Genomic DNA, 26,456 nt, shown 5'->3' with positions numbered 1-26,456 from the left:
GTGGCTCTCTTTGTTGTGTTATCTCGGGACATGGCGGTGTTGTCTCGGGAAAACCGGGAAACCCTGCCTCGGTGGTCGCCCCGGCTACGGCGTGTCCTCCAGCTGGCGCAGCACGTCCCGCGCCCGCTGATCCACGTCATCGATCTCCAGGCGCATCAGGCGGATGTCCTCGAGCTGGCGCTCCAGGTTGGCCCGCTTCTCCGCCAGCAGCTCCAGCAGCCGTCGCAGCTGGCGCGCGTTACCGTCCGGCATGGCGTCGTACATCATCACCACCTCGCGGATCTCGGCCAGCGAGAAGCCCAGCCGCTTGCCGCGCAGGGTCAGCTTGAGGCGCACGCGATCCTTCTCGCGATAGATGCGTCTCTGGCCCTGGCGCGAGGGAGCCAGCAGGCCCTCCTGCTCGTAGAAGCGAATGGTGCGTGGGGTGACCTCGAAGATCTGGGCCAGCTCCCCGATGGTGTAGGTGCGCTGCTGCCGGGGCAGGGCGTCGTTGTCGCTGTCCTGTGCCTGGGAGGGCGTTCGCGTCATGTGATCGATCCTGTAGCCGGGTGGTCCACCGGCGGTTTCCCACCTCGTCCGAGAACCCTAGACGAGGTTTACGTTAACGTAAAGTGCTTGTTAGACCATGGCGGGATATGGGATAACCCGAGCAATTGCTAGGTTGGCGATAGCCGCCGGGAGGATCCCGCGGATGTGCATCGCCGGCCCGGCACTCGGCCGTTCCCGATTCTCTCGACGGAGGTGTTTCCATGGATTTTGCGCTGACCGAAGACCAGCGAGCGCTGGCCGATGCGGCCGCCGACTTCGCCCGGGCCGAGCTGGCCGATCATGCCGCCGACTGGGACGCCCGCAGCCATTTTCCCGTCGACGTCATCCGTCGGGCCGGCGAGGCCGGCTTCCTCGGCCTCTATACCCCTGAGGAACACGGCGGGCTGGGGCTGTCGCGACTCGATGCCTCGCTGATCTTCGAGCGCCTGGCCCAGGGCTGCATCGCTACCACCGCCTACCTCACCATTCACAACATGGTGACCTGGATGGTCGCCAGCTGGGGCCGCGATGCTCTGCGCGAGCGCTATCTGCCGGCCATGATAGCGGGTGACGCCCTGGGCTCCTACTGCCTCACCGAGCCGGGCGCCGGCTCGGACGCCGCCAGCCTCACCACCCGGGCGGTGCGTGACGGCGACGAGTATGTGATTTCCGGCAGCAAGATGTTTATCTCCGGCGCCGGCGCGACCCAGGTGCTGGTGGTGATGGCGCGCACCGGCGCGCCGGACAGCGGCGCGGGCGGCATCTCGGCGATCCTGGTGCCGGCCGATGCCGCCGGCATCGCGGTCGGCAAGAAGGAAGAGAAGATGGGCTGGAAGAGCCAGCCCACCTGCCTGATCAGCTTCGACGGCGTGCGCGTGCCGGTGGGCAACCGGCTGGGCGAGGAGGGCGAAGGCTTCCGCTTCGCCATGAAGGGGCTCGACGGCGGGCGGCTCAATATCGCCAGCTGCTCGCTGGGCGCGGCCCAGCAGGCGCTGACGCTGTCGCGGGACTACCTGGGCGAGCGCAAGCAGTTCGGTCGCGAGCTGGCGAGCTTCCAGGCGCTGCAGTTCAAGCTGGCCGACATGGCCAGCGAGCTCAGCGCGGCACGGCTGATGGTGCGCCACGCCGCCTGGCGGCTCGACCAGGGCGACCCGGAGGCCACCGCCCACTGCGCCATGGCCAAGCGCTTCGCCACCGACATGGGCTTCAACGTCTGCAACGAGGCCCTGCAGCTGCACGGTGGCTATGGTTATATCCGCGAATATCCCCTCGAGCGGCTGGTGCGCGACACGCGCGTGCACCAGATCCTCGAGGGCACCAACGAGATCATGCGGCTGATCGTCGCTCGCCGGCTGCTGGCCGACGGCGTCGTCGAAGGCCTGCAGTGACCCGACACCCGGGAGCGGCCGGCGGTCGGCCGTCGCCCTCGTACGGACTCTCTCACACGGACTATCAGGAGACAGTGATGTCGGACCCCGTGGTCAGCTTCGACGAACTCCCCACGCGCGGCGGCGGCCGGATCGGCGTGGCGACCCTCAATGCGCCCAAGGCGCTGAATGCGCTGTCGCTGGAGATGATCCGGCTGCTGGAAGACCGGCTCGAGGCCTGGGCGCGGGACGAGCGGGTGGTGGCGGTGTGGCTGGAAGGCACCGGCGGCAAGGCCTTCTGCGCCGGCGGCGACGTGGTGGCGCTGTATCGCTCGCTGGCCGACGACGCGGCCCGTGACGAGACCTTCGCCACGCGCTACTTCACCGCCGAGTACCGGCTGGATCACCGCATCCACACCTATCCCAAGCCGCTGCTGGTGTGGGGCGACGGCATCGTCATGGGCGGCGGCCTGGGTCTGCTGGCCGGCGGCTTCCAGCGTGTGGTCACCGAGACCACCCTGATCGCCATGCCCGAGATCACCATCGGGCTCTACCCCGACATCGGCGCGAGCTGGTTCCTCAATCGCATGCCGCCCGGCATCGGCGCCTACCTGGGCCTGACCGGGGCCCAGCTCAACGCCCGCGATGCCCTGGACCTGGGGCTGGCCGATCGCTTCGTGCCCCGCGCGCGCCGCGATGACCTGCTCGGCGCCCTGGCCGAGGCCGACCACGGTGATCATGCCCCGGCGGCGTGCCGGCTGGCGGTGGAAGGCGTGCTCGATCGCTTCGAGGCCCGCGAGCAGGCCCCGGAGGGGCAGGTCTGGCCACGCCGCGATCACCTGCAGTCGCTGGTCGGCGAGACGAGTGCCGCCGATGCCGTGGCGCGCATTCTCGCCGACGACCGTGACGATGCGTGGCTCGCGGCCAATCGCGCGCGCCTCGCCGCCGGCTGCCCGCTGACCGCGCACCTGGTGTGGCGGATGCTCGAGCGTCATCGCCACACCGGGCTGGCCGACGCCTTACGCGACGAGCTCGGGCTCTCGGTGCAGTGCTGCCAGCGCGGCGATCTGGCCGAAGGCGTGCGCGCGCTGCTGGTCGACAAGGACAAGACGCCGCGCTGGTCGCATGCCGACGTGGCCAGCGTGCCCGAGGCCGAGCTTCAGGCGATGCTCGCCTCGCCGTGGTCGAGCGAGGCGCATCCGTTGAGGGATCTGGGCGTCGGGCAGCGGGTCGGCTGACGGCCTCCGGGCCGTGATTTTTCAGGGTTTGCCAATACAACAAGACAAGGAGCCACGCCATGAACATCGCCTTTATCGGACTCGGCAACATGGGTTCGCCGATGGCCGCCAACCTGCTGAGTGCGGGCCACGACGTCTGCGTCTTCGACCTGGTCGAGGCCGCCATGGCGGAGCTCGAGGGGCAGGGCGCCCGGCGCGCCGACAGTGCCGAGGCGGCCTGTCGCGACGCCGAGGTGGTCATTTCCATGCTGCCGGCCGGGGCCCACGTGCTCGGCCTTTATCTGGGCCGCGATGGGGCGCCCGGGTTGTTCGATGCGCTGACGCACAAGCCGCTGGTGATCGATGCCTCGACCATCTCGCCGGACGATGCGTGCCGGGTCGGCGCGGCGGCCGCCGAGCGGGGGCTGAGCTATCTGGACGCGCCGGTCTCCGGGGGGATCGGCGGGGCCAAGGCCGGCACGCTGACCTTCATCGTCGGCGGCAGTGAGGCCGGCTTCGAGCAGGCCCAGCCGGTGCTCGAGGCCATGGGCAAGAACATCTTCCATGCCGGGGAGGTCGGGGCGGGGCAGGTCGCCAAGATCTGCAACAACATGCTGCTCGGCATCCTGATGAGCGGCACCGCCGAGGCGTTGGCGCTGGGGGTGAAGAACGGGCTCGATCCGGCGGTGCTGTCCGAGATCATGAAGCAGAGCAGCGGCGGCAACTGGGCGCTCAACGTCTACAACCCCTGGCCGGGAGTCATGGAGGGCTCGGCGGCGTCGCGCGACTATCAGGGCGGCTTTCTGACCGACCTGATGGCCAAGGACCTGGGGCTGGCCTGGGAGCTGGCGCTCAAGGCCCGGGCCAGCGTGCCCATGGGCTCCCAGGCGCGCAACCTGTTCGCGCTGCACAGTGCCCAGGGCAGCGGCCAGCGCGATTTCTCCAGCATCCAGTGGCTCTATCGCGCCGGTGAGTGAGCGCGCTTAGCCGTGATGCAGCTCTTCCCCGCCGTCGGAGAACGACGGCGGGGTGTTGGCGCTGACGATCACGCACTCCTCGTCGCCGACATTGCGAAAGCGGTGGGGCAGGCGCGAGTCGAAGTAGTAGCCATCGCCCTGTGACAGCACCTCCACCTCGCCGCTGACGGTGATCTCGATCTGGCCCGAGATCACCACGCCGCCTTCCTCGCCGTCGTGTTCCAGCATGTCCTCGCCGCTGTCGGCGCCGGGCGGGTAGCGCTCGTGCAGGATCGACATGCGCCGATCCGGGCGGCGCGCCGCCACCAGCCGCCAGGACAGCAGGCCATCGCCGATCTCGGTGAGCTCACAGGCCTTGTAGAAGGGCCGGGGGTGGCTGGCCTCCTCCCCGGCGAAGAAGGTGCTGATCGACACCGGCAGGGCGTCGAGGATCTTCTTCAGCGAGCTCACCGACGGGCTGACGCTGTTCTGTTCGATCAGCGAGATGCTGCTGTTGGTCACCTTGGCGCGCTTGGCGAGCTCGCGCTGGGAGAGCCCCTTTTCCTTGCGTAGCTGGCGCAGCCGTGCGCCTACATTGAAACCGTCTTCCATCGTCGTTTGTCCGCGTGCGGGTGGCGGTCCTCTGTCGGTCGGCGAAGCATCTGTCGTGCAGAATTATGGACGGATGATACCGTCTCCCGGCGGCGACGATAAGGCGCGGCGTCAAAGGTCGGTCTCGGACAGGGCGCTGCCTCTGTGGACATGGCACCCATCGTGGCGCTGAGGCATCATGGGACGCACTACCGAATGCCTCGCGGGAGCCGGGTCGTGATAGAGCGTGATGCCCTCACTGGACTGGTGCTGGCCGGCGGCCAGGGCCGCCGCATGGGCGGATGCGACAAGGGGCTCGCGCCCTTCGACGGCCGTCCTTTGGTGAGCCATGCCATCGCGCCGCTGGTCGGGCGGGTGGCGGAGCTGTTGATCAGCGCCAACCGGCATCCCGAGGCCTACGCCGAGTGGGCCGATCGGGTCATCGCCGACGCCGAGGCGGGCTATATGGGCCCGCTGATGGGCCTCTACAGCGGCCTGCGCTCGGCGGCCACCGACTGGGTGGTGGTGGTGCCCTGCGATTGCCCGGCGCTGCCGGACGACCTGGTGGCGAGGCTCGTCGCGGGCCGAGGCGACGCCGATATCGCGGTGGCCCACGACGGTGAGCGCCTGCACCCGGTGGTGATGCTGCTGCGCCGCTCGCTGGTCGACGACCTGGGCCGGGCGCTGGCCGCCGGCGAGCGCAAGGTCGACCGCTGGATCGTGCGCCATGCCTGGTGCGCGGTGGACATGTCGGACCGCGCCGAGGCCTTCGTCAATCTCAATACCCTGGATGACACGCGGCGCCTGGAAGCGCGTCGCCGGGAGACACTGCGCCCATGAGCGACACACCCGTCGGCTCCGTGCCGCTGGAGGATGACCTGCCGCTGCTGGGCATTGCCGCCTGGAGCGGCACCGGCAAGACGACGCTGCTGGAGCGCCTGCTGCCGGCGCTGCGCGAGCGCGGCCTGCGGGTGGCGGTGATCAAGCATGCCCATCACGCCTTCGACGTCGATCAGCCGGGCAAGGACAGCCATCGCCTGCGTCAGGCCGGCGCCGAGCCGATCCTGGTGGCGTCCCGGGCCCGGGTCGCGCTGATGATGGAGACCCCCGATCGCGAGGAGGCCGATCTCGCCGAGCTGATCGAGATGGTGCGCCCTCAGCGGCCGGACCTGGTGCTGGTCGAGGGCTTCAAGGCCTGGCCGCTGCCCAAGCTCGAGCTCTACCGCGAGGCGGTGGGCAAGCCGCTGCGCGCGGCCGAGGACGCCTGGATCGTGGCGGTGGCCAGCGACGGCGAGCCCGATCTGCCCGACGACGTCGAGCGGCTCGACCTGAACGATCCCGAACGCCTCGCCGACTGGATCGCCGCCTGGCCGTCACGCTGGCTCGACCGGCGTCGCCCTCGGGGCGAGGGCGTGGCGTCATGACGCTGTCCTGCTTCGATCTCGGCGAGCGCACGCTGTCGCCGGACGAGGCCCGTGAGGCCCTGATGGCGCTGGTGGCGGGGCCGCTGCCCGCCGAGCGGGTGGCGCTGTCCGCGCTGCAGGGCCGGGTGCTGGCCGAGGCGCTGCGCTCGCCCATTGATGTGCCGCAGAACACCAATGCCGCCATGGACGGCATCGCGCTGGCATGGGGCGATGACGAGGCGGATGGCGAGCGTCCCGCTTGCTGGCGCCGGGTGGGCGCCGTGCTGGCCGGGCATCGCCGTGAGGCGCCGCTGGCCGCCGGCGAGTGCGTGACGATCACCACCGGGGCCCCGTTGCCGCCGGGCGCCGATACCGTGATCATGGGCGAGCAGCTGAACGTCACCGGTGACGACGTCGCGGTGGAGCGGCCGGAGACCGTGTGCCGCGGCCAGAACGTGCGCCAGGCCGGCGAGGACATCGCCCGCGGCCAGCCGGCGCTGGCCGCCGGGACCCGCCTGGGGGCGGCCGAACTGGGCCTGCTGGCCTCGCTGGGCCTCGCCGAGGCCGCCGTGCATCGTCGGCCCCGGGTGGCGATCTTCTCCACCGGCGACGAGGTCACTGCCCCGGGTGAGGCGCTGCCGTCGGCCGGCATCTATGATGCCAACCGTTTCTCGCTGGCCGGCCTGCTGGCCGAGCACGGCGCCGAGGTGATCGATCTCGGCATCCTCGGCGACGACCATGACGCCCTGGTCGAGGCGCTCGGCGGTGCCGCCCGCGGTGCCGATCTGGTCCTGACTAGCGGCGGCGTGTCGGCGGGGCAGGCCGACTTCACCCGCCAGGCGCTGGAGGGCGTCGGCCGGCTGGCCTTCTGGCGGCTGGCCATTCGTCCCGGGCGACCGCTGGCCTGCGGCACGCTCGGCGAGCGGGAGGTGCCCTTCATCGGCCTGCCCGGCAACCCGGTGGCGGCGATGGTGACCTTCCTGCAGTTCGTGGCGCCGCTGCTTCGGCGACTCCAGGGGCGTGACGATCTCGCCCCGCGGCGCCACACGGCCCTGGCCGAGACGTCGCTCAAGGGCCGCGTCGGGCGCACCGATTTCCTGCGCGCCACCTGTCGCAGCGACGACGAGGGACGGCTGTGGGTGCGGCCCACCGGGGCCCAGGGCTCCGGTATCCTGTCTTCCATGGTGGCTGCCGACTGCCTGATCGAGATCGATGCGGCGCGTGCCGCTGTCGAACCCGGTGAGGCGGTGGCCATCCAACCCCTTTTTCGACTGTCATGAGGCGCCTTTATGAGCCTGACCCACCTCAACGCCCGCGGCGAAGCCCGCATGGTTGACGTCGGCGACAAGGCCGAGAGCCGCCGTGAGGCGCGTGCCTCCGGGGCCATTCGCATGCGCCCGGAGACCCTGGCGCTGCTCGCCGATGGCGAGCTGCCCAAGGGCGACGTGCTGGCCACGGCCCGCATCGCCGGCATCCAGGCCGCCAAGCGCACTCACGAGCTGATCCCGCTGTGCCATTCGCTGGCGCTGTCCAAGGTCAGCGTGGACTTCGAGCTCGACGAGGCCAGTGCCAGCGTGCGCGTCTCTGCCACCTGCCGGCTCAACGGTCGCACCGGCGTCGAGATGGAAGCGCTGACCGCCGTGTCCGTGGCCTGCCTCACCCTCTACGACATGTGCAAGGCGGTGGACAAGGCGATGGAGATCGGCGAGATCCGCCTCGAGACCAAGTCCGGGGGCAAGTCCGGGGACTACGCTCGGGAAGGCGAGGTCGCCGAGGCGCCGATCGTCACCGGCGAGGGCGAGGCCGGCGAGGTCTCGCTCGGGGCGCGGTGTGCCGCCGGCGAGCCCTGCATCCTGGTGAAATGCCTCGCCGAGCTTCGCGAGCGCCTCGGGGTCGGCGAGGTGTCGTTGCCCTTCGATGCCCTCGAGCGGGCCGACGTGGGCGGGCTCAAGGCCGCCCTCAAGGCCTCGGACCCGCGCTTCGCCGGCCTCGACGAGGGGCGCGTGCTGTGCGCGGTCAATCAGGTGATGGCGGGCAATGCCACGCCGCTGACCGCCGAGGACGAGGTAGCCTTCTTCCCCCCGGTCACCGGAGGCTGACCATGTCACGTGTGCGAGTACAACAACAGGCTTTCGACGCCGGCGAGGAACAGCGCCGGTTGATCGACGCGCGCACCGATATCGGCGCCGTGGTCGGGTTTACCGGCCTGGTGCGAGACTTCAATGAACGTCCCGAGGTGCAGGCGCTCAGCCTGGAACACTACCCGGGCATGACCGAGGCCGCTCTCGAGGCCATCGTCGATGAGGCCGAGTCCCGCTGGCCCCTGCAGGGGGTGCGGGTGATTCATCGCATCGGCCGGCTGGCGCCGGGCGACCCCATCGTGCTGGTGGTGGTCGCCAGTGCCCATCGGCGCGCCGCCTTCGAGGCCTGCGACTTCATCATGGATTATCTTAAGACCCGTGCTCCCTTCTGGAAGAAGGAGCACACGGCCAGCGGTGATTATTGGGTGGCCGAGCGCCAGACCGATCATCGCGATGCCGAGCGCTGGGAGGTGTCATCATGACCGACGAGCTCATCGACGACTTCGGCAGGCGGGTGCGCTACGTGCGTATCTCGGTGACCGATCGCTGCGATTTTCGCTGTGTCTACTGCATGAGCGAGGAGATGACCTTTCTGCCTCGTGCCCAGGTGCTGACCCTGGAGGAGCTGGCGCTGGTGGCCCGCGCCTTTACCGAACTCGGGGTGGAGAAGGTGCGTCTGACCGGCGGCGAGCCGCTGGTGCGGCGCGACATCGATAGTCTGGTGGATGACATCGGCGCTTTGCCGGGGCTCAAGGACTTCGCCATGACCACCAACGGTGCCAGTCTTCCCCGGTATGCCGAGCGCCTGCGCGAGGGCGGTCTCCAGCGGCTCAATATCAGCATCGATTCGCTGGACCCGGAGCGCTTCCGGCGGCTGACGCGCACCGGTGATCTGCAGCGGGTGATCGATGGCATTCGCGCCGCCAAGGCGGCCGGCTTCGAGCGCATCAAGCTCAACGCCGTCATCCTCAAGGGGCGCAACGACGACGAGGTCATCGATCTGGTCGACTTCGCCCGCCGCGAGGGACTCGACATCAGCTTCATCGAGGAGATGCCGCTGGGCGAGGTCTCCGATCATGGGCGCGAGGAAACCTTCTGTTCCAGCGACGAGGTGCAGGCGCTGGTCGAGACCCGTCACACCCTGCTGCCGACCACCGAGTCGACGCTCGGGCCGTCGCGCTATTTCCGCATGCCGGACAGCGATACCCGGGTCGGTTTCATTTCGCCGCACAGCCACAACTTCTGCTCCAGCTGCAATCGGGTGCGTGTCACGGCGGAGGGTCGGCTGCTGCTGTGTCTAGGCAACGAACACTCGGTGGACCTGCGCGCCGTGATGCGCCGCCACCCCGGCGATATCGAGGCGCTCAAGGCGGCGATCATCAAGGCCATGCCGCTCAAACCCGAGCGGCACCACTTCACCACCGATGGCGATGTGCAGGTGGTGCGCTTCATGAACATGACCGGCGGCTAACGACGCTCGCCCGAGCCGGGAGGCGTGCATTATCGGTCTCCCGGCCGTACTTCCTTCCCGAGTCATTCGCACGACTTTTCCAGAGCAATCCTCTCCTCGCTGTCGCGATGCCTCTCTCTTTCTTCGCGCTATGCCCGATATTTCCGGCGGCTTTTTCTTGCCAACGTTGCTTGCCAACCCTGCCGTAGAGCATATACTTTTATCGTTATCGGTTGACTGTAACCGACCATCAATCAGCGTCCTGGAGGGGGCAATGACCGAGCAAACCCTGGAGCGTATCGCTCGCAACAAGAACGTGGCCCGTGCGGCGGCTCGTCAGCTCAGCATGGAGCAACTGCACAAGCTGGCCGAGGTCATCGGCGAAGTCATCGAGCAAAAGAATGACGAGGAGCGTCAGCGCCAGGAAGAGGAAGCCGACAAGGCTCGCAAGCTCGCCGAGATTCGCGAACAGATCAACGAGGCGGGGCTTTCCGTCGAGGATCTGGTGCCCGAGCAGCCCCAGCGCAAGCGCGGTCGTCCGCCGAAGAAGGCCGCCGACAAGGCGTGATGCGCCGAGCTAAAAGCGCCGAGCTAAAAGAAACCCCCGGAGGTGTAGCCTTCGGGGGTTTCTTTTGCTTCGGGCAGTTTCAGGCTGTCGACTGGCCGCTTGCCGCGTTATCCCGACGTCTCGGCCTCGGCGGCGAGGATCTGCAGATGGATCTCCGGCATCCGGCGCAGGTGATCGCCGAACCAGGCGAGCATGCGCGGCCGCAGGGCGAGACGAAGATCCGCCAGCGACTCCACCTGAATGTCGTCCAGACAGTCGTCCAGCCAGTCGACGAAGGCATCCTCGTCCAATGGGCTTGCCTCGCTGACATCCAGCAGCAGGCGCCCGATGCGCGTCCACCCTTGCTCGGTCGCCATGACCGTGAGGGCCAGATGCAGCTGTCCGTGGCGCGCCTCGCCGCCGCCCAGGCCTGGCAGGCGAGCGACTTCGTCCTGATGAATGATGCGCGGCGTCTGGGCGTGGCGGGCTTCCCGATGCAGGCCGTCGGCGTCGAGGCGAATCATGTCGCCGTTGCGCGGGATGATCGGCGCCTCGATGCCGAGCGACTGCGCGAGGTCCTGATGGGCCTGCTGATGGCGAGGCTCGCCGTGTACCGGCAGCAAATGGCGCGGGCGAGACCAGCCGTAGAAGGTCCTCAGTTCGTCCTGGGCGGGGTGTCCGGAGGCGTGTAGCTCTTCATGATTGCTCTCGTCGAGCAGCGACACGCCGAGATGACTCAGGCCGCGCTTGAGTCGCTCGATCAGGCGCTCGTTGCCGGGAATCGCCTTGGAGGAGAAGATCACGCTGTCGCCGTCTTCCAGCTCGACGTGGGGATGGCGGCCCCGCGCCAGTCGTGACAGCGCCGCCCGCGGCTCGCCCTGGCTGCCGGTGGCGATCACCAGCACTTCCTCGGGCGGCAGATAGCCCATGTCGGAGATCGGGACTAGCGGCGGCATGTCGTCCAGATAGCCGAGGCCGCGGGCCACGCCGACCATGCGCTCCATGGAGCGCCCCATCAGCGCGACGCGCCGACCGCAGCGCTCGGCGGCGCGGCCGATGGCCAGCACCCGGGCCAGGTTGCTGGCGAAGCAGCTCACCACCACGCGTCCCCGACAGCCTTCGATCGCGCGGGTGAGGGTCTCGGCGACCTCGCCCTCGCTGCGCGAGTGGCCGGGGAGGGGGGCGTTGGTGGAATCGCCGACCACCAGATCGACCGGCGCCAGGGCGCGATAGAGCTCGGCATCCACGGCGGGGCCGATCAGCGGCTCGGGATCCAGCTTCCAGTCACCGGTGTGCAGCACGCGATGCGAGCCCGCGGTGATCAGCAGCGCGCAGCTCTCGGGAATCGAGTGGGTGAGCGGCAGGTAGCGCAGGCTATAGGGGCCGATGCTCAGCGCCTCGCCGGGCTCGATGACGTGGATCGCCGACTGCGACAGGCCGCGCTCGGCGAACTTGGCGCGCAGCAGCCCCGCCGCCAGCGGCGTGGCGTGGATCGGGCAGCCCCACTGCGGCCACAGCCAGGCGGCGGCCCCGATATGGTCCTCGTGCCCGTGGGTGATGATCAGCGCCTCGGGCGCGATGCCCAGGGTGTCCAGGGTGGACAGATCGGGTACCTGCAGCGGGCTGTCCGGCAGGTCCTGGCGGATCATCATGCCGCAGTCCACGGCGATCCAGCGCGCCTCGTGCTCCTTTTCTGCATACCCATAGAGGTTGAGGTTCATGCCGATCTCACCGCAGCCACCCAGCGGCAGGAAACGCAGGGGAGGTCGGCGGCGGGGGCGGATCTGGGCGCGGGGTTGTGGCATCGAAGGGACGTCGACGGAAAATGTGCCGATTACTATACGGGATGGTGGCACGGCGTCACAACGCGCCGCCTCGGACGCGCGGGGTCTGACTCGACGGGCAGGATTTCGCTACAATGGGGGATTATTCGGCTTATCCAATCTACGGTCTTTCGATGTCACACTACTACCGTCTCGTGGTTTCCTGCCCCGATCGCCTGGGGATCGTCTCGCGTGTCTCGAGCTTCATCGCCGGGCAGGGCGGCTCCATCACCGAGGCCAGCCAGCACTCCGACCTGGAGTCCGGGCGCTTCTTCATGCGCTACGTGATACTGGCGGATTCCATCGGCATGTCCGCCGAGACGCTGCGCGACGCCTTCGCCCCGATCGCCGACGAATTCGAGATGGACTGGTCGCTGACCGACACCCAGACGCGACAGCGTGTGGTGCTGATGGTGTCCCGCGAGAGCCACTGCCTGGTGGACCTGCTCTATCGCTGGACGGCCAACGAGCTGGACTGCGACATCGCCGCGGTCATCTCCAATCATGAGGACATGCGGTCGCTGGTCGAATGGCACGGCATTCCCTACCATCACGTGCCGGTCGATCCCGCGGACAAGTCGAGCGCCTTCGCTGAAGTGCAGCGCCTGGTCGAGGAAGCGCGGGCCGACACCATCGTGCTGGCCCGTTACATGCAGATCCTGCCGCCTAGCCTCTGCGAGCGCTACGCCGGTCGCGTGATCAATATCCATCACAGCTTCCTGCCGTCCTTCGCCGGGGCCAAGCCCTATCATCAGGCCTACCAGCGTGGCGTGAAGCTGATCGGGGCCACCTGCCACTACGTCACCCAGGAGCTGGATGCCGGCCCGATCATCGAGCAGGACATCCACCGGGTCAGCCACTGCCACACGCCCAACGATCTGGTGCGTTTCGGTCGCGACGTCGAGAAGACCGTGCTCGCCCGCGGTCTGCGCTGGCACCTCGAGGACCGCGTGCTGGTGCACGGCAACAAGACGGTGGTGTTTGCCTGACCGGCGCCGCTAAGGCGCCCGTTGTCGAGCCGGCCCGTTGCGTGGCCGGCTTCGCCTTGACGGCCTGATCCGGCCTCTTTTCCTGCGCTCTTTTCCTGCCTTCTGGCCGGGAGGCGGCGGCAGGCGCCGGGGCGAGATGCCCAGGTTGTGTGCGAAAAGTCGGCGAGCGCAGACAGTTGTCGTACAGCACCTAGAGGGGCAGGGTCAGCTGCTGACGGGCGGCCTCCGGCTGCAGCCGAACGCCTACGCCCAGCAGGCGCACCGGGCGCGAGGCCCGGGCCCAGGCCTGTTCCAGCAGGCGCTGGTAGCTGTCGCGGTCGATGGCCTGGCCGCGGCTTTCCAGCGTGGTCAGGCTGAAGTCGTCGAAGCGCACCTTGACGAACAGGCCGGCGACCGCCGGCTCGCCGTGCCGGGTCAGGCGTTGGACTAGCTTGTCGCAGAGCGGCGTCAGCGCCGCCTGGGCGCTGGCCAGGTCGGGCAGGTCGCGGTCGAAGGTGCTCTCGACGCTGACCGACTTGCGCTCCCGTTCCACCTTTACCGGGCGCTCGTCGATGCCGCGGGCCAGCTCGAACAGCCGCTGGCCGAACTTGCCGAACTCCTCGACCAGTCGTTCGCGTGGCAGGCGGCGCAGGTCCGCGCAGGTCGCCACGTCCAGCGCCTCGAGTCGGGCTTTGGTGGCCGGCCCCACGCCGTGCAGCTTGCCGACCGGCAGCTGCGACACGAACGCCGCCACGCGATCCGGTGGTATCACCGTGAGCCCGTCGGGCTTCTCCCAGTCGCTGGCCACCTTGGCCAGGAACTTGGTCGGCGCGGCGCCCACCGAGACGGTGATGCCGGTGCGCGCGAAGCATTCCCGCTTGATCCACTGCGCCATCCAGGTGGCGCTGCCCTGGAAGCCCTCGACGTCGGTGACGTCCAGATAGGCCTCGTCCAGCGACAGCGGCTCCACCAGCGGGGTCAGCTCATAGAACACGGCCTGGATCTGCCGGGAGACCTCGCGGTACTTGTCGAAGTCGCCCGGCAGCAGGGTGAGGTGGGGGCAGAGGCGCAGGGCCTGGGCCGTGGGCATCGCCGAGTGGATGCCGAAGGCCCGGGCGGGGTAATTGCAGGTGGCGATGACCCCGCGATGCTCTCGCGAGCGGCCGATGGCGATGGGGATATCGCGCAGGCTCGGATCGTCGCGCATCTCGACGGCGGCGTAGAAGCAGTCGCAGTCGGCGTGCAGGATCTTGCGCTGGGTGCCCATGTCAGCAGAGAAAACGGTTTGACGCCTGGCGAGCGCTGCCGGCGTTAGCCCAGGGCCTGGCCGTTGCCGCCGCGGATCACCCCCACGCCGATACCCTCGATCTCGAAGGCGTCATGGCGCAGGTCGACCTCGATGGGATCGAAGTCGGCATTCTCCGCGTCGAGGCGAACCTTGTGCCCCTGGCGATGGAAGCGCTTGACCGTCACTTCGTCTTCCAGGCGTGCGACCACGATCTGGCCGTCGCGGATGCGCTCGGTGCGGTGAACGGCGAGCAGGTCGCCTTCCATGATGCCGACGTCCTTCATCGACAGGCCGCGCACCCGCAGCAGGTAGTCGGCCCTGGGAGTGAAGTATTCCGCCGGCAGCGGGCAATAGCGGTCGATATGCTCGGCGGCCAGGATCGGGCTGCCGGCGGCGACCTCGCCGATGATCGGCAGGCCCTGGCTCTGGCTCGGCTCGTCGTTGGCTGCGCCCTCGCTGGCCTCGGCCTCCTGGGCCGGCAGACGGATGCCGCGGGAGGTGCCGCGAATCACGCGGATCACGCCCTTGCGCTCCAGGGCGCGCAGGTGCTCCTCGGCGGCGTTGGGCGACTTGAAGCCCAGGGCGCGGGAAATTTCCGCTCGGGTCGGCGGATAGCCCAGCTCGTTCATGGTCTTGACGATGAAGTCATAGACGTTCTGCTGGCGTGACGTGAGGGGGCGAGTCATGCGGCCTCCGGAGCGGATGGGGGGCGAGTATTGATCAAGTATACAGCATGGGATTCCATCCAGTAAAAGCGTGATCGCGGCGCCGTTTTCCTGCCGAGTCTCCTCACCGTGGCGTTCGTCCAATCCGTTTCAAACGTATGATGGTTGACCTTGCCGCGCCTGACGCTGCACTCTCATGATTCAAGGACAGTTTGAAACAGGCGTTTTCTCACGCCCGAGACCACACAACACCGGATCGAACCGATGGCCCAGCCCGATACCGTCACTCGCATTCTCGATACCGCCGAGGTGCTGTTCGCCGAGCGCGGCTTCGCCGAGACCTCGCTGCGGAACATCACCAGCAAGGCCAAGGTGAACCTGGCGGCGGTCAACTACCACTTCGGCTCCAAGAAGTCGCTGATCCAGGCGGTGTTCGCCCGCTATCTCGATCCTTTCACCGAACGCTTTCATCTGGCGCTGGACGAGCTCGAGGCGCGCCATGCCCGCGACGGCAGCCAGATTCCGCTCGAGGAACTGCTGGAGACCATGGCCCGCACGGTGCTGGAGGTGCCCGCCGAACGGGACAGCCTGAAGGTGTTCATGCGCCTGCTGGGCCTCGCCTACAGCCAGGCCCAGGGGCACCTGCGCGGCTATATCCAGGCGCAGTATGGCGAGGCCTTCAACCGCTTCATCGAGCTGGTGCGGCAGGCCACGCCGGAGCTGCCGGATGCCGAGCGCTTCTGGCGCCTGCACTTCATCCTGGGGTCGGTGATCTTCACGCTCTCCGGGCTGGATGCGCTGCGCGACATCGCCGAGCACGACTATGGCGAGCGGGTCTCGGTGTCGGAGCTGGTGCAGAAGCTGCGCCCGGTGGTGGTCGCCGCCATTCAGGCACCTCTGCCGGAATAGCGCCGAGCGCCGAGCGACAAGCGCCGAGCGACAAGCGCCGAGCGACAAGAAAACCCGAAGGCCATGCCCTTCGGGTTTTCTTTTGCTTCGGGCGGTTTCAGGCTGCCGACTTGCAGCTTGCAGCTTGCAGCTTGCAGCTTGCAGCTTGCAGCTTGCAGCTTGCAGCTTGCAGCTTGCAGCTTGCAGCTTGCCCTTTAGATCACGCTGCCCAGCTCGAAGATCGGCAGGTACATCGAGATCACCAGCCCGCCGACCAGCACGCCCAGCACCACGATGATGAACGGCTCGAGCAGCGAGGTGAGGGCGTCGACCTTGTTGTCGACGTCTTCCTCGTAGTAGTCCGCCACCCGGTTGAGCATGGCGTCCAGGGCGCCGGCTTCCTCGCCGATGCCGACCATCTGCACCGCCAGCGCCGGGAACTGCTCGGTCAGGCGCATGGCGAAGTGCAGCTGCTGGCCGGTGGCGACGTCGTCGCGGACCTGTTCGACCGCGCGCTCGTAGACCTTGTTGCCGGAGGCGCCGGCGGCGGTCTCCAGTGCCTCGACCAGCGGCACGCCGGCGCCGAAGGTGGTGGCCAGGGTGCGTGAGTAGCGGGCCACGCAGGACTTGTCGAGGATGTCGCCGATCACCGGAAGGCGCAGCGCCAGGGCGTGCATGCGGTAGGCGAAGGGCTCGGAGCGCTTGATGCCGGCGCGAATGAAGAAGATGGCGGCCACCACCGCGCCCAGCGCCCACAGCCAGTACTGCTGGGCCAGCTCCGAGAGCTGGATGGTCATGCGCGTCATCGCCGGCAGCTCGGCGCCGAAGCCCTGGAACAGGCTCTCGAACTGCGGCACCACCTTGATCAGCAGGATCGCGGTGACGCCGATGCCCACCGCGATCACCGCGGTGGGGTACCACAGCGCCTTCTTCACCCGGGCCTTGAGCGATTCCACCTTCTCCTTGTAGGTGGCCACGCGCTCGAGCATGCGGTCCAGTGAGCCGGACTGCTCGCCGGCCTCCACCAGGTTGCAGAACAGCCGGTCGAAGTAGGCCGGATGACGCCGTAGCGTCTCGGAGAAGCTGGCGCCGGCGGCGACCTCGTTCATCAGCTCCTGCACCAGGCCGCGCATGGCCGGCTTCCTCATGCTCTCGGCCACCACCTGGAAGGCCTGCAGGGCCGGCACGCCGGCGCGGATCATGGTCGCCATCTGGCGGGCGAACAGCATGATGTCGCGCGGCTTGACCTTGCCCATGCCGTTGCCGATGCCGCTCTTGCGGCGGATGGTCTTGACGATGATGTTCTGGCCGGAGAGTTCCTTCTCGACCTCGACGCGGCTCTTGGCGATGATCTCGCCGCTGATCTTGCGGCCCTGCGGGCCCTTGCCGGACCAGTGCCAGCGATACAGCCTGAGCTTCTGGCCCTTGTGGTAAATGGCCGTTGCCATGATGCGTTCCCCGCGTTGCGTGCGTTATTCCTTGGTGACCCGGTTGACCTCGGCCAGGCTGGTCATGCCCTGCATGACCTTCAACAGGCCGCTGCGGCGCAGGTCCGGGTGGCCTTCCTCGCGCGCCTGGGTATCGAAGTCCATGGCGTTGCCGTGGGTCATGATCAGCTGGCTCATGGCGTGGGAGATCGGCACCACCTCGTAGATGCCGACCCGGCCCTTGAAGCCCTGGGTGCAGTGCTGGCAGCCCACCGGTTCGTAGATGGTGGCGCCCTCGACCTCTTCCTCGCTGAAGCCCTGGGCCAGCAGCGCCTCGCGCGGAATGTCGGCGGGCTGCTTGCAGTTCGGGCACAGCCGCCGGGCCAGGCGCTGGGCGATGATCAGGCTCACGGAACTCGCGATATTGAACGGCGCCACGCCCATGTTGGCCAAGCGGGTGAGGGTCTCCGCCGCGGAGTTGGTGTGCACGGTGGAGAGCACCAGGTGGCCGGTCTGGGAGGCCTTGACCGCGATCTCGGCGGTTTCCAGGTCGCGGATCTCGCCGACCATCACCACATCCGGGTCCTGGCGCAGGAAGGCGCGCAGGGCGCTGGCGAAGTCGAGCCCGATGCGCGGCATCACGTTGACCTGGTTGACGCCGGGCACCCTGATCTCCACCGGGTCCTCGGCGGTGCAGATGTTGCGCTCGATCTCGTTGAGGATGTTGATGCCGGTGTAGAGCGTCACCGTCTTGCCGCTGCCGGTGGGGCCGGTGACCAGGATCATGCCCTGAGGGTGCTCCAGCACGTTCTCGTACATGGCGCGCTGCTCGGGCGTGAAGCCCAGCTGCTCGATGCCCATCTGTGCCGAGCTGGGATCGAGGATACGCAGGACCATCTTCTCGCCGTAGACGGTGGGCAGCGAGTTGACGCGAAAGTCGATGGAGCGGGTCGAGGAGACCTTGAGCTTGATGGCGCCGTCCTGGGGCAGGCGGCGCTCGGAGATGTCCAGCCGCGCCATGACCTTGAGGCGGGCGGCGATGCGATTGCGCATGGCGAAGGGCGGATGGGCCGCATCGTGCAGGATGCCGTCGATGCGAAAGCGCACCCGGTAGCTGGTCTCGTAAGGTTCGAAGTGGATGTCCGAGGCGCCGCGGCGGATGGCGTCGAGCAGGATCTTGTTGACGAACTTGACGATCGGCGTATCGTCGCCGGCGTTGGCGTTGGCGATCGCCTGCTGTTCGTTGGTGACGTCGACGACGTCCTCACCGAACTCCAGCTCGCCCACGGCGTCGTCGACGTTGGACAGCTCGTCGAGCATCGACGACTCGCTGCGGGCCAGGTAGGCCTCCAGCACCGGGCCGAGCTGATCGATTGGGGCCAGCACTCCCTCCAGCGACAGGCCGGTGGCGAACTGCAGTTCGTCGAGCTGGGCCAGGGTGCTGGGGTAGGGCACGGCGACAGTGAGCTTGTGGCCGCGGCGGTGCAGCGGCAGCACGCCGAGCCTGCGCAGCAGCTTGTCGGGATAGTCGCCGGCGTCGGGCAGGCTCTCCAGCCGCAGGGCATCCAGATCGATGATCGGCAGGCCATATTCCCAGGCGGCCGTGAGCGTGGCCTGACGCGCCTGCACCAGCCCCGTGGTGATGACGTGCTTGAGCAGCGAGGTCTCGGCCTCCCGGGCCTCCTGCTCGGCGAGCTGTGCCGCCGCCTCGGTCAGCAGGCCGTCCGTCACCAGCCGGCGGGCCAGGCCGCGCATGCCGCGCAGGCGGCCGGCGGGTGAGGTGTCCGCCTGGTGTGAGGAAGGCGGGCGATCGGCAGAGGGAGGACGATAGTCGTTCATGGAGCTCCTGGTGGCCGGCCGGGGGCCCTGTGTGGCGAGGGCGAGACCGGATCGGCATCATGATGGGGGCTTAATGTCGATTCTAGTCCCTTCGCGCGGGTAGCGGCCATAGGCGATGAGCGTCCTATCAGCCTTTGACCTAGGTGAGATCATGCGATAATAGATTGAGTGAAGGATGATATATTAGATTTTAAATGGATGACGGTCTTGCAGTCGCACTGGCTGTAACTTAACGTAATCGACAGGGCGGCGGGTCGCCGCCGTGCGCGGGGCTGAGGGCCAGCCGCCGTGAAGGACAACGAGCAAGGGGTGAACGAGATGAAGACACAAAGCATGATGAAGGGCATGCGGCGCGCTCAGGGCGGTTTTACCCTGATCGAGCTGATGATCGTGGTGGCGATTATCGGGATCTTGGCGGCGGTGGCTATTCCGCAATACCAGAATTATGTGAATAAAGCTAGAATGTCAGAAGTTGTAGCGGCCGCTGGAGGATGTAGAACGGCTGTGACAGAGAAGTATCAGACAGCTACTGTAGCACCCGGCGCGGGCAACTGGGGGTGCGAGCAAGTGTCTAGTGATGGAACCCAATATGTTGGTGCTATCGATACTGATCAAGACGGTGTCGTAAGAGTTACAATCCAAGGTTTCGATGATGAAGATATTGATGGACAATTTGTTTATTTAGTTCCTCAAGACTCTACACCTGAGGCTATGACAGTAGATGACCTTGGCGACAATGTGAATCGTTGGGCTTGCGGTGGTTCCTCCACAGATGTGGTTAGTATTCTTCCAGGCTCTTGCAGCGTGAACTATAGTACTTCTCCTTTCACTACCTCTGGCGCTGACACTTAATATAAATGGGAGTCGGGGACAGACCCCAATTAACGCGATGAACGAAGACGGTCGGCTTATGCCGGCCGTTTTCTTTATTGGGGTTTCAATCGCTTTTGGGTTGGCGGCCGGGCCTGCCGGGCGTGGTACGTCGTCCGAGTCGCTTGGTGACCTGCTGCCGGAATCGTTCGGTGACGAGCTCCCGGCCGCAGTGAGTGGTGTGGCGAATCTGATTGAGGAGAGCAGGGTCGAGAGCGCGGTGGAAGAGTTCCCGATTGTGCCGGCAGCGCTGCTCCGCTTTCCGCTTGAGATGGGTGAGGTTCGTCGTATTCCCGGGGATAATGCGATAGCTAGGCCAGCGGTACTCGCATAGAGTTCCGATTCGCCGGTTTAGGTCGTTGAAGCGCTGAGCATATCTCTGTTTGAAATGATTACCTGTCCACGAATTCTTGAGCTGTTTAAGCAGGCATCAGAACATGCTCACAAAAAACTCGGGGCCAGCCGCTATTGGCTGGCCCCGACGTTTGGGCATTACTCTGATGATCCTACCCCGATTTACTCCCAGATCTTGTCGTACTCCTCCCAGTAGCGGCTGAGGTCGCGCTCCTCTGTCAGGGGGTAGAGGGCGTAGCGCCGGCCGAGGCGGGCGCCGCCGTCGCGGGTGAGCGGCTGCCAGGCGATGGTGGCGCTGCTGCGGCTGGAGCGCACGAAGAAGGCGTCCAGCGGGACGGTGACGTAGAAGGCCTTGTCGAAGCTGCCCTCGCCGTAGCTGTCGCCGGCATCGGTGAAGGTGGCCCAGGCGCCGATGCGCACGCCGTTGTCGAACTCGCGTGAGAGGTCGACCGTGGCGCCGTAGTCGCCGGCCAGGTAGCGGCCGACGCTGAGCCTGGCGAGGATGTCCTCGTAGCCGGTATCGACGTAGGCGGTGGCGTGACCGGTCCAGGTCTCGTAGTCGCGCAGTCCGAACTGCTGGTCGAAGTCGCGCTGGCGCACCCAGTTGAGATCCAGCCCCAGGGCCCAGCCGGCATCGAAGGGCCGATACAGCATTTCGCCGCCGGCGCCGGCGTACATCATCTCCAGCAGGCCGCCGTAGCCCATGGCGTAGAGGTCGTCGCCGAGCTTGGCGGTGCGGGTGTACTGCAGGTTGCTGATGCCGAGATCGGTCTCGGCCAGGTAGTCGCCGATGTAGGTGCGCACCCGCGGCAGGTCGGAGTCGGCGATGTACTCGTACTCGTCGAGGTTGTCGGCCAGGGTGGCGGTCACGCTACCCGAGAACCAGCCGTTGCGATCGGTGGTGTATTCGCCCGAGGCATAGGCAGAGAGCCGGTACAGATAACCATCCGGGCCGCCGAAGTTCTGCTCGATGGCGGGGCCGACGCTCCAGGAGGCGCGCTGGGCATCGCCCCGATAGAGCGATTCGCCCTTGGGTTCGTCCAGGCGCGCGCGGGAGTAGATGCCATAGCGGTAGGCGGTATCGGCCGAGGCGCTCTGAGCGGCGGCCTCGAAGGCGTCGCGGTCGTGCACGTCTTCGCGCAGGGTCAGGCCCTTGCGCTGCCAGCGGTAGTGGAAGGTGTCGACGTCGTCGTCGGCCTTGGCGCTGAGGATACGGTTGGCACGGCCCTCGCTCTGGCTGAGCGCGCGGTAAGTCGTAGGCTCGCCGGTCACGGTGAGGTCGTTGCCGTCGCGGTGGATCGCGTCGACGCGGATGCCGGCGTTGCGCTGCAGGGACCGTGCCGTGGTGGCCCAGTCGGGATCGGCCGGGGCGTTCAGTGAACGGGGCGGCGGATCGCGCTTGACCTGGGCGAGGCCTGCCAGGTTGGTGGAGAAACTCAGGCCGAGCATCGCCGTGTTGCCGCGCTGCCAGCCGCTGCGCAGCTCGAAGTTGTCACCGAGCCGCAGGCGAGCGCCGACGTTGAAGCGCGAGTCTTGCGGCTGGTCGTTGTTCTGGGGCTCGTGGGCATAGTCGTTGCCCTCGTATTCGAGCTGCAGGATCAGCGGGTCCCAGGGGGTCTGGTACTCGACGCCGCCGAACAGCGACATGGGGCCGCGAAACAGCTGGCTGAGGGCGAACTCGCCGCCCTGGTCGCCGCCGGCATTATCGGGGCGGTCGTCGAAGCGCTGGTCGATCCAGCCCAGTGGCGAGTCGACATCCGCGGCGCTGCCGAGATAGCCCCAGCCCAGCCCCAGGCTGACATCCAGCGAGTTCCAGCGCTTGCTGGCGACCAGATATTCGGCGCCGAACTGGGAGGTGCCGCCGGCATCGCGCAGCCCCAAGGCCAGCTCGGGCCAGTAGCGCCCCTCCTCGCGAAGCCGAAACTTGGCGTCGATGCCTTTATCCAGATAGTCGCGGTCACCGGCGATCTCTTCGCCATAGCGACGGTTTTCCACCGAGACATAGCGAAAGCCCACCTCCAGCCAGTCGAGCGGCTGGGCGAAGACGTTGAAGCGACGATAGGGCTCGGTGCGGCTCCAGCTCGCGGCGAAATTGCCGACCTCATTCATCCGCGCCGTAGGCGTCTGCATCAGGCCCACGCCGCCGAAATCGCTCTGGCCGGTGCCCAGGTTGTCGGCCATGGCGGTGTGGGAGACAAGCAGCAGGGGCGTCAGGCCTAGCAGCGGGGTGGCAAGGAAATAGCGGGGTCTGACCCCTGAAACTAGTTTGGCCATAGGGTGCAGTCGTCGCCGGGCAGTCGGCTCGCCAGGAAGGCGGCCAGTTCACGATTGATGATGTGGGCTTCCTGAGAATGCTCAGGCAGACGCACGGCGAGACGGGCGCCGGGCGCCAGTGGGGCATCCTGGCGATTCCAGGCGGCGCTGCCGAGCGTGCGCGACTGGCCGCGGGGGGTGATGACGCTGACCTCATCCAGCCCTTGGGTTGCCGAGGCCGGCAGGCGGTCGAGCAGGGTGTCGACGCTCATGCCGGGCCACCAGTCGATGCGCTGCACGCCGGTCAGGGTCCAGGCTTCTACCCAGCCAGGCGTGTGGCAGGTGCCGAGGCTGTCGATGTCGGCCATGGGCGGATTCTGTCGCAGCGCGCCGGCCAGCGATAACAGCCCCAGCGGCTCGGCGCTGCGGGCGGGCCTGGCGGGCATGCTCTGCAGCCGGCGCGACCAGCGGGCCAGGGCATCGGGCAGGGGCTGCTGCCCCGCGGCCGCGAGCACCGGGCCAAGGCCATTCACTTCGGCGATCAGGCGTGCGCGGCGGTCGGCCAGCTGGTCGGCGTCGACATGGCGCAGGGCAAAGCTGTAGGTCCAGTCGAAGGGCGGCTGGTCGGTCGCCTGCCGCTGTTGTTGCCAATTCAGCCAGGCGTCGATCAGGGTCGCGGGCTCGTTGGTCTGTGCCATCGATGACGGGGCCGAGACCAGTGACGCGCCGAGCAGAGCGCTGCCCAGGAGGCGGCGCGCGCAAGCCCCTAGGTGAGGCTTCAAAAGACGGGAGGCAGTGCTTCGGAGTGTTCGCATGCGGCGGCTCATGTCGGGCTTACCACCAGTGGCGAGCGACGTGCCACGAGACCTCGGGGCCGTTCGGCCAGGGTGTCTCGGTCGCGGCCCAGAGGCGGTGCGTGGCAGGATCGCGCCAATAGGTCGCGCTGGTGGTGTCGCCGGTCGCCCAGTGCCACTCGACCCGGCAGGTCTCGAGGCGGCGTTCGCCCAGTGGCAACTCGACGCGTTGGGCGGGCGAGCAGTGCGGTGCGCCTTCGGCCTGAAAGCGCCGTATGTCGCCGGCGGCATTCTGAACCTGGCGCGTCAGCGTGACCTGCCCGGAAGCGGTGTGCTGCCAGGGGAAATAGGGCGTGTATTGCGTGCCGAGCAATCGTGCATCCAGGCCCTGAAAGGCATGCAGGCCGCCTTGCTCGAGTTCCAGTACCACGCCATTGCGACCGGGCCAGTAGGTCATGTCGCCAGCCTGGGCGCCCATCACCATCAGGCCCCGGATATCGCCGATACGCGCATCGAGGGAGGCGTAGGGTATCGCTTCGGCTTGGGCGGAGGTGTCGCCGCCAGAGAGGATGGCATTCAGTGAGGCGCCGAGGGGTGTCTCGCCGGAACTGGCGCAGCCGCTCAGCGAGGCGAGTGCGACGCCCAATGCTACACAAGACGAGGCCGCCCGCAGGCGGCCTCGTGTTCGGCCATATACCGCGCGTAGGGTCATGACGTTTAGCGAGTACCGGTGGTGCCGGTAGTGCCGGTGGTGCCGGTAGTGCCGCTCTCACCATCACCGCCTCCGCCACCGCCGGAAGCCGCTACGCCCACGCCGACAGCGACGGCGCCTGCCACGGCCAGTCCCGTAAGGGCCGCGGTGGAAAGGCCGGTTGCGGCCGCCAGGCCACCAGCGCCTGCGCCGGCTGCACCAGCGCCTGCGCCCGCGCCCGCACCGGCGCCAGCTGTGCTGCCTGCGCCGGCACCCGCATTGGCACCCGCCGTGCCCGAACCTGCACCGGCGCTACCGCCGCCGCCAGCGCCATTACCGGTTTCGCTCTGCGCCATGGCCAGCGGAGAGGCCGTCATGCCGGCGATGGCGAGATAAGCCAGTCCTTTCTTGAGCATCTTGAATCTCCCTTACGTCTGTGACGGTCATACTTCTACAGCATCATGCTAATGCTTTTAAAGGCTAGCGCATAGCTGTTGCAGTGAGGTGATAGCGGCCACGGACTCTTTTTTTATTAAATGACTGCCAATGTGGCATAAAACAATAAGCAAATGAATGGTTTGTAAGTGATTTCCTACAAGCGATGTGGCGCTTCTCATACATATCTGATGCTTGCGAACACGGCGCTGGTGATGTCATCGCTAGGTCATGTATGATCCGCAAGCTATTCATTTTGCATGATCTACATTGACGTTTTGGCGCGTTGCCAAGCGATACAGGCCTCGGGGATGCGCCATGACACCTCGGGGCGGTAGCGTGCCCTGATGACAAAACTAGTACTCAATACAGGCAGTCCGCATGCGTCATTCAACGCCTCTCAAACTCCTGGCGAGCCTGCTCAGCGTGGCCTGGCTCTCGGGATGCGCCTTCGCCCCCGGTAGCCATTTCGATGCCGACGTCGAGAGTGCGCCGGTAGACGATCTCGTCGATGTGGAACCGATCACCCTCGGCTTGATCACCAGCCAAGGGCGCGCGCCGGATGATCAGGCGCTGAAACAGATGAGCGAGGCCCAGCGCGCCGCCCTGGACAGTTACGACTATCGCATCGGTAAGGGCGATGTGCTGAGCATCATCGTCTATGACCACCCTGAACTGACCATTCCCGCCGGCAGTGAGCGCAGCGCGGCGGAGTCGGGCAATACCGTTCAGCCGGACGGCACCATCTACTATCCCTACATCGGCGAAGTGGCCGTTGAAGGGCAGACGGTGTCGGAAGTGCGGGAGACCATCTCACGCCAGCTGGCCGAATTCATCGCCGCGCCTCAGGTCGAAGTGCGCATCGCCGCCTACAACTCCCAGGACGTGTTGATCTCCGGTGAGGTAGGGGAGCCAGGGCAGCTGCCGATCACCAATGTGCCGATGACGGTGCTGGACGCCATCAGCATGAGTGGCGGGCTTGGGCCTCAGGCCAACTGGCACGGTGTGCAGCTGACCCGAGACGGTGAAACTCGCACCCTCGACGTGTACGGCATGCTCAACGAGGGCAACCTGTCTAGCGACCTCCTGCTTCAGGATAATGACGTGCTGCACGTGCCCGATCTTGGTGAGCAACAGGTGTTTGTGATGGGGGAGGTGAGCGAGCCCCAGTCTCTGCCCATGGGTCGCTCGCCGATCACCCTGACCGAAGCGCTGAGCCGTGCCGGCAGCTTCAACGAGGCCCAGGCCGATGCCAGTGGCATCTTCGTGTTTCGCCGCAATACCCAGCGCCAGGACAAGCTGGCCACCGTCTATCAGCTGAATGCCCGCAACGCCGCGGCCATGGTGCTCGGCACGCAGTTCCGCCTCGAGCCATCGGACGTGGTCTATGTGACCACCACCTCGCTGGGGCGTTGGAACCGCACCATCAACCAGATCTTGCCGACGGTGACCGCGCTGTATCAGGTTACACGAGCGGCCAATGACGCTAACGATCTGCGGAATGACATCTGATGTTTCAGCACCTGCTTGTCGTCTGCACCGGTAACATCTGCCGTAGCCCCGTGGGGGAGGCCATGCTCAAAGCCTCCCTGCCGGGGCGTCACGTGGAATCCGCTGGGCTGGGTGCATTGGTGGGCCATGGCGTCGAGCCGACTGCACGAGAATTGGCCGAAGCCGAAGGCCTGGACGTCGAGGCCCATCAGGCACGTCAGATCACCCAAGAGATGTTGCAATCCGCTGATCTCATCCTGGTAATGAGTGAAGGTCAACGCCGTGCCATCGGCGAGATGGCGCCCGCCGCACTGGGCAAGACGATGCTGATCGGCCGCTGGCTCGACGGCGGCAAGGGCCTCGAGATTCCCGATCCCTATCGCAAGAGCCCTGAAGCCTTCGAACATGTGCATCGAATGCTGAAGGAGGCCGCGGCTTCCTGGGCAGCCAAGATCTAAGCCCCACGGGGGCAGACTCCAACGCTTTTTCCATTTATTGCGCCACCGTCCTGTCGGACGTCGGCGCCCAAC

26 protein-coding genes are annotated in these 26,456 nt (G+C 66.9%); 15 read left to right on the top strand and 11 right to left on the bottom strand.

The annotated features are described in order from the left end of the window. Positions 1-84: 84 nt before the first annotated feature. On the bottom strand, positions 85-528 hold the full coding sequence (locus tag FIU88_RS09940) for a MerR family DNA-binding transcriptional regulator (protein ID WP_152479113.1): 444 nt from the start codon (positions 526-528) through the stop codon (positions 85-87). Positions 529-749: 221 nt separating this feature from the next. Between FIU88_RS09940 and FIU88_RS09935 the strand changes: the two genes are divergently transcribed. From FIU88_RS09935 to mmsB, 3 genes are all read left to right on the top strand, one after another. Beyond that, on the top strand, positions 750-1,916 hold the full coding sequence (locus FIU88_RS09935; RefSeq protein ID WP_152479112.1) for an acyl-CoA dehydrogenase family protein: 1,167 nt from the start codon (positions 750-752) through the stop codon (positions 1,914-1,916). Between the two features lie 77 nt (positions 1,917-1,993). Then, on the top strand, positions 1,994-3,133 hold the full coding sequence (locus FIU88_RS09930; RefSeq protein WP_152479111.1) for an enoyl-CoA hydratase/isomerase family protein: 1,140 nt from the start codon (positions 1,994-1,996) through the stop codon (positions 3,131-3,133). 59 nt (positions 3,134-3,192) lie between these two features. Next, the gene (gene mmsB, locus FIU88_RS09925; RefSeq protein WP_152479110.1) at positions 3,193-4,089 is read left to right on the top strand and encodes a 3-hydroxyisobutyrate dehydrogenase; all 897 of its coding nucleotides are present in this window, start codon (positions 3,193-3,195) and stop codon (positions 4,087-4,089) included. 6 nt (positions 4,090-4,095) lie between these two features. On the opposite strand, the gene FIU88_RS09920 is transcribed toward mmsB, so the two are convergent. After that, positions 4,096-4,680 carry a cupin domain-containing protein gene (locus FIU88_RS09920; protein WP_152479109.1) on the bottom strand — a complete coding sequence of 195 codons (585 nt, stop codon included), beginning with the start codon at positions 4,678-4,680 and terminating at the stop codon, positions 4,096-4,098. 195 nt (positions 4,681-4,875) lie between these two features. Between FIU88_RS09920 and mobA the strand changes: the two genes are divergently transcribed. The 7 genes from mobA to FIU88_RS09885 all read left to right on the top strand — a co-directional run bounded on the left by mobA (position 4,876) and on the right by FIU88_RS09885 (position 10,161). Continuing rightward, entirely contained in the window at positions 4,876-5,499 is a 624-nt protein-coding gene (mobA, locus tag FIU88_RS09915) for a molybdenum cofactor guanylyltransferase MobA (protein ID WP_172977702.1), read from the top strand. Next, positions 5,496-6,083 (top strand): molybdopterin-guanine dinucleotide biosynthesis protein B, encoded by a 588-nt coding sequence (gene mobB / locus FIU88_RS09910; RefSeq protein ID WP_152479108.1) that lies wholly within the window; start codon positions 5,496-5,498, stop codon positions 6,081-6,083. The genes mobA and mobB overlap by 4 nt, the downstream gene beginning before the upstream one ends. Further along, entirely contained in the window at positions 6,080-7,342 is a 1,263-nt protein-coding gene (glp, locus tag FIU88_RS09905; RefSeq protein WP_152479107.1) for a gephyrin-like molybdotransferase Glp, read from the top strand. The genes mobB and glp overlap by 4 nt, the downstream gene beginning before the upstream one ends. Before the next feature lie 9 nt (positions 7,343-7,351). Next, entirely contained in the window at positions 7,352-8,161 is an 810-nt protein-coding gene (gene moaC / locus FIU88_RS09900; RefSeq protein WP_152479106.1) for a cyclic pyranopterin monophosphate synthase MoaC, read from the top strand. Positions 8,162-8,163: 2 nt separating this feature from the next. Further along, positions 8,164-8,625, top strand: a complete 462-nt coding sequence (moaE, locus tag FIU88_RS09895; RefSeq protein WP_152479105.1) for a molybdopterin synthase catalytic subunit MoaE — start codon at positions 8,164-8,166, stop codon at positions 8,623-8,625. Continuing rightward, a complete protein-coding gene (gene moaA, locus FIU88_RS09890; protein WP_152479104.1) occupies positions 8,622-9,614 on the top strand; it encodes a GTP 3',8-cyclase MoaA in 993 nt (330 codons plus the stop codon). The genes moaE and moaA overlap by 4 nt, the downstream gene beginning before the upstream one ends. Positions 9,615-9,867: 253 nt before the next feature. Further along, positions 9,868-10,161 (top strand): hypothetical protein, encoded by a 294-nt coding sequence (locus FIU88_RS09885; protein WP_152479103.1) that lies wholly within the window; start codon positions 9,868-9,870, stop codon positions 10,159-10,161. 107 nt (positions 10,162-10,268) lie between these two features. Here FIU88_RS09885 and FIU88_RS09880 read toward each other — a convergent pair whose 3' ends face one another. Next, positions 10,269-11,861, bottom strand: a complete 1,593-nt coding sequence (locus FIU88_RS09880) for a ribonuclease J (protein ID WP_152480196.1) — start codon at positions 11,859-11,861, stop codon at positions 10,269-10,271. A gap of 236 nt (positions 11,862-12,097) precedes the next feature. On the opposite strand from FIU88_RS09880, the gene purU reads away from it, so the two are divergent. Beyond that, positions 12,098-12,952 (top strand): formyltetrahydrofolate deformylase, encoded by an 855-nt coding sequence (gene purU / locus FIU88_RS09875; RefSeq protein ID WP_152479102.1) that lies wholly within the window; start codon positions 12,098-12,100, stop codon positions 12,950-12,952. 190 nt (positions 12,953-13,142) lie between these two features. On the opposite strand, the gene dinB is transcribed toward purU, so the two are convergent. Both dinB and lexA read right to left on the bottom strand, forming a co-directional pair. Beyond that, on the bottom strand, positions 13,143-14,198 hold the full coding sequence (gene dinB, locus FIU88_RS09870; RefSeq protein WP_152479101.1) for a DNA polymerase IV: 1,056 nt from the start codon (positions 14,196-14,198) through the stop codon (positions 13,143-13,145). 44 nt (positions 14,199-14,242) lie between these two features. Next, positions 14,243-14,905 (bottom strand): transcriptional repressor LexA, encoded by a 663-nt coding sequence (gene lexA / locus FIU88_RS09865; RefSeq protein ID WP_016856439.1) that lies wholly within the window; start codon positions 14,903-14,905, stop codon positions 14,243-14,245. A 243-nt stretch (positions 14,906-15,148) separates the two neighbouring features. On the opposite strand from lexA, the gene FIU88_RS09860 reads away from it, so the two are divergent. After that, positions 15,149-15,793: a TetR/AcrR family transcriptional regulator gene (locus tag FIU88_RS09860; RefSeq protein ID WP_016856438.1), complete on the top strand. Its 645-nt coding sequence runs from the start codon at positions 15,149-15,151 to the stop codon at positions 15,791-15,793. A gap of 194 nt (positions 15,794-15,987) precedes the next feature. Here the strand turns inward: FIU88_RS09860 and FIU88_RS09850 are convergent, their stop codons facing one another. Next, complete coding sequence (locus FIU88_RS09850; protein WP_152479099.1) at positions 15,988-17,220, bottom strand: type II secretion system F family protein; 1,233 nt, start codon at positions 17,218-17,220, stop codon at positions 15,988-15,990. A gap of 24 nt (positions 17,221-17,244) precedes the next feature. After that, positions 17,245-19,038 (bottom strand): type IV-A pilus assembly ATPase PilB, encoded by a 1,794-nt coding sequence (gene pilB / locus FIU88_RS09845; protein ID WP_152479098.1) that lies wholly within the window; start codon positions 19,036-19,038, stop codon positions 17,245-17,247. 288 nt (positions 19,039-19,326) lie between these two features. Between pilB and FIU88_RS19515 the strand changes: the two genes are divergently transcribed. Beyond that, positions 19,327-19,890 (top strand): pilin, encoded by a 564-nt coding sequence (locus FIU88_RS19515; RefSeq protein ID WP_301339534.1) that lies wholly within the window; start codon positions 19,327-19,329, stop codon positions 19,888-19,890. Positions 19,891-20,424: 534 nt separating this feature from the next. Here FIU88_RS19515 and FIU88_RS09835 read toward each other — a convergent pair. The 4 genes from FIU88_RS09835 to FIU88_RS19185 form a co-directional block, all read right to left on the bottom strand. Beyond that, on the bottom strand, positions 20,425-22,443 hold the full coding sequence (locus tag FIU88_RS09835; protein WP_216647269.1) for a YjbH domain-containing protein: 2,019 nt from the start codon (positions 22,441-22,443) through the stop codon (positions 20,425-20,427). 80 nt (positions 22,444-22,523) lie between these two features. Further along, positions 22,524-23,213 carry a capsule biosynthesis GfcC family protein gene (locus tag FIU88_RS09830; protein ID WP_172977701.1) on the bottom strand — a complete coding sequence of 230 codons (690 nt, stop codon included), beginning with the start codon at positions 23,211-23,213 and terminating at the stop codon, positions 22,524-22,526. 136 nt (positions 23,214-23,349) lie between these two features. Continuing rightward, positions 23,350-23,955 (bottom strand): YjbF family lipoprotein, encoded by a 606-nt coding sequence (locus FIU88_RS09825; protein ID WP_172977700.1) that lies wholly within the window; start codon positions 23,953-23,955, stop codon positions 23,350-23,352. A 71-nt stretch (positions 23,956-24,026) separates the two neighbouring features. Continuing rightward, positions 24,027-24,416 carry a hypothetical protein gene (locus FIU88_RS19185; RefSeq protein WP_172977699.1) on the bottom strand — a complete coding sequence of 130 codons (390 nt, stop codon included), beginning with the start codon at positions 24,414-24,416 and terminating at the stop codon, positions 24,027-24,029. A 400-nt stretch (positions 24,417-24,816) separates the two neighbouring features. On the opposite strand from FIU88_RS19185, the gene FIU88_RS09815 reads away from it, so the two are divergent. Then, positions 24,817-25,947, top strand: coding sequence for a polysaccharide export protein (locus FIU88_RS09815; protein ID WP_152479094.1), 1,131 nt, complete (start codon positions 24,817-24,819; stop codon positions 25,945-25,947). Further along, positions 25,947-26,384, top strand: coding sequence for a low molecular weight protein-tyrosine-phosphatase (locus FIU88_RS09810; RefSeq protein ID WP_152479093.1), 438 nt, complete (start codon positions 25,947-25,949; stop codon positions 26,382-26,384). Before FIU88_RS09815 ends, FIU88_RS09810 begins: the two co-directional genes overlap by 1 nt. The last annotated feature ends 72 nt before the right edge of the window (positions 26,385-26,456 follow it).

Source organism: Halomonas sp. THAF12, from assembly GCF_009363675.1.
GTDB classification, from domain to species: Bacteria; Pseudomonadota; Gammaproteobacteria; order Pseudomonadales; family Halomonadaceae; genus Halomonas; species Halomonas smyrnensis.
Note: the sequence above shows the minus strand (reverse complement) of the source record. Positions and strands in the feature narration are given on the sequence as shown.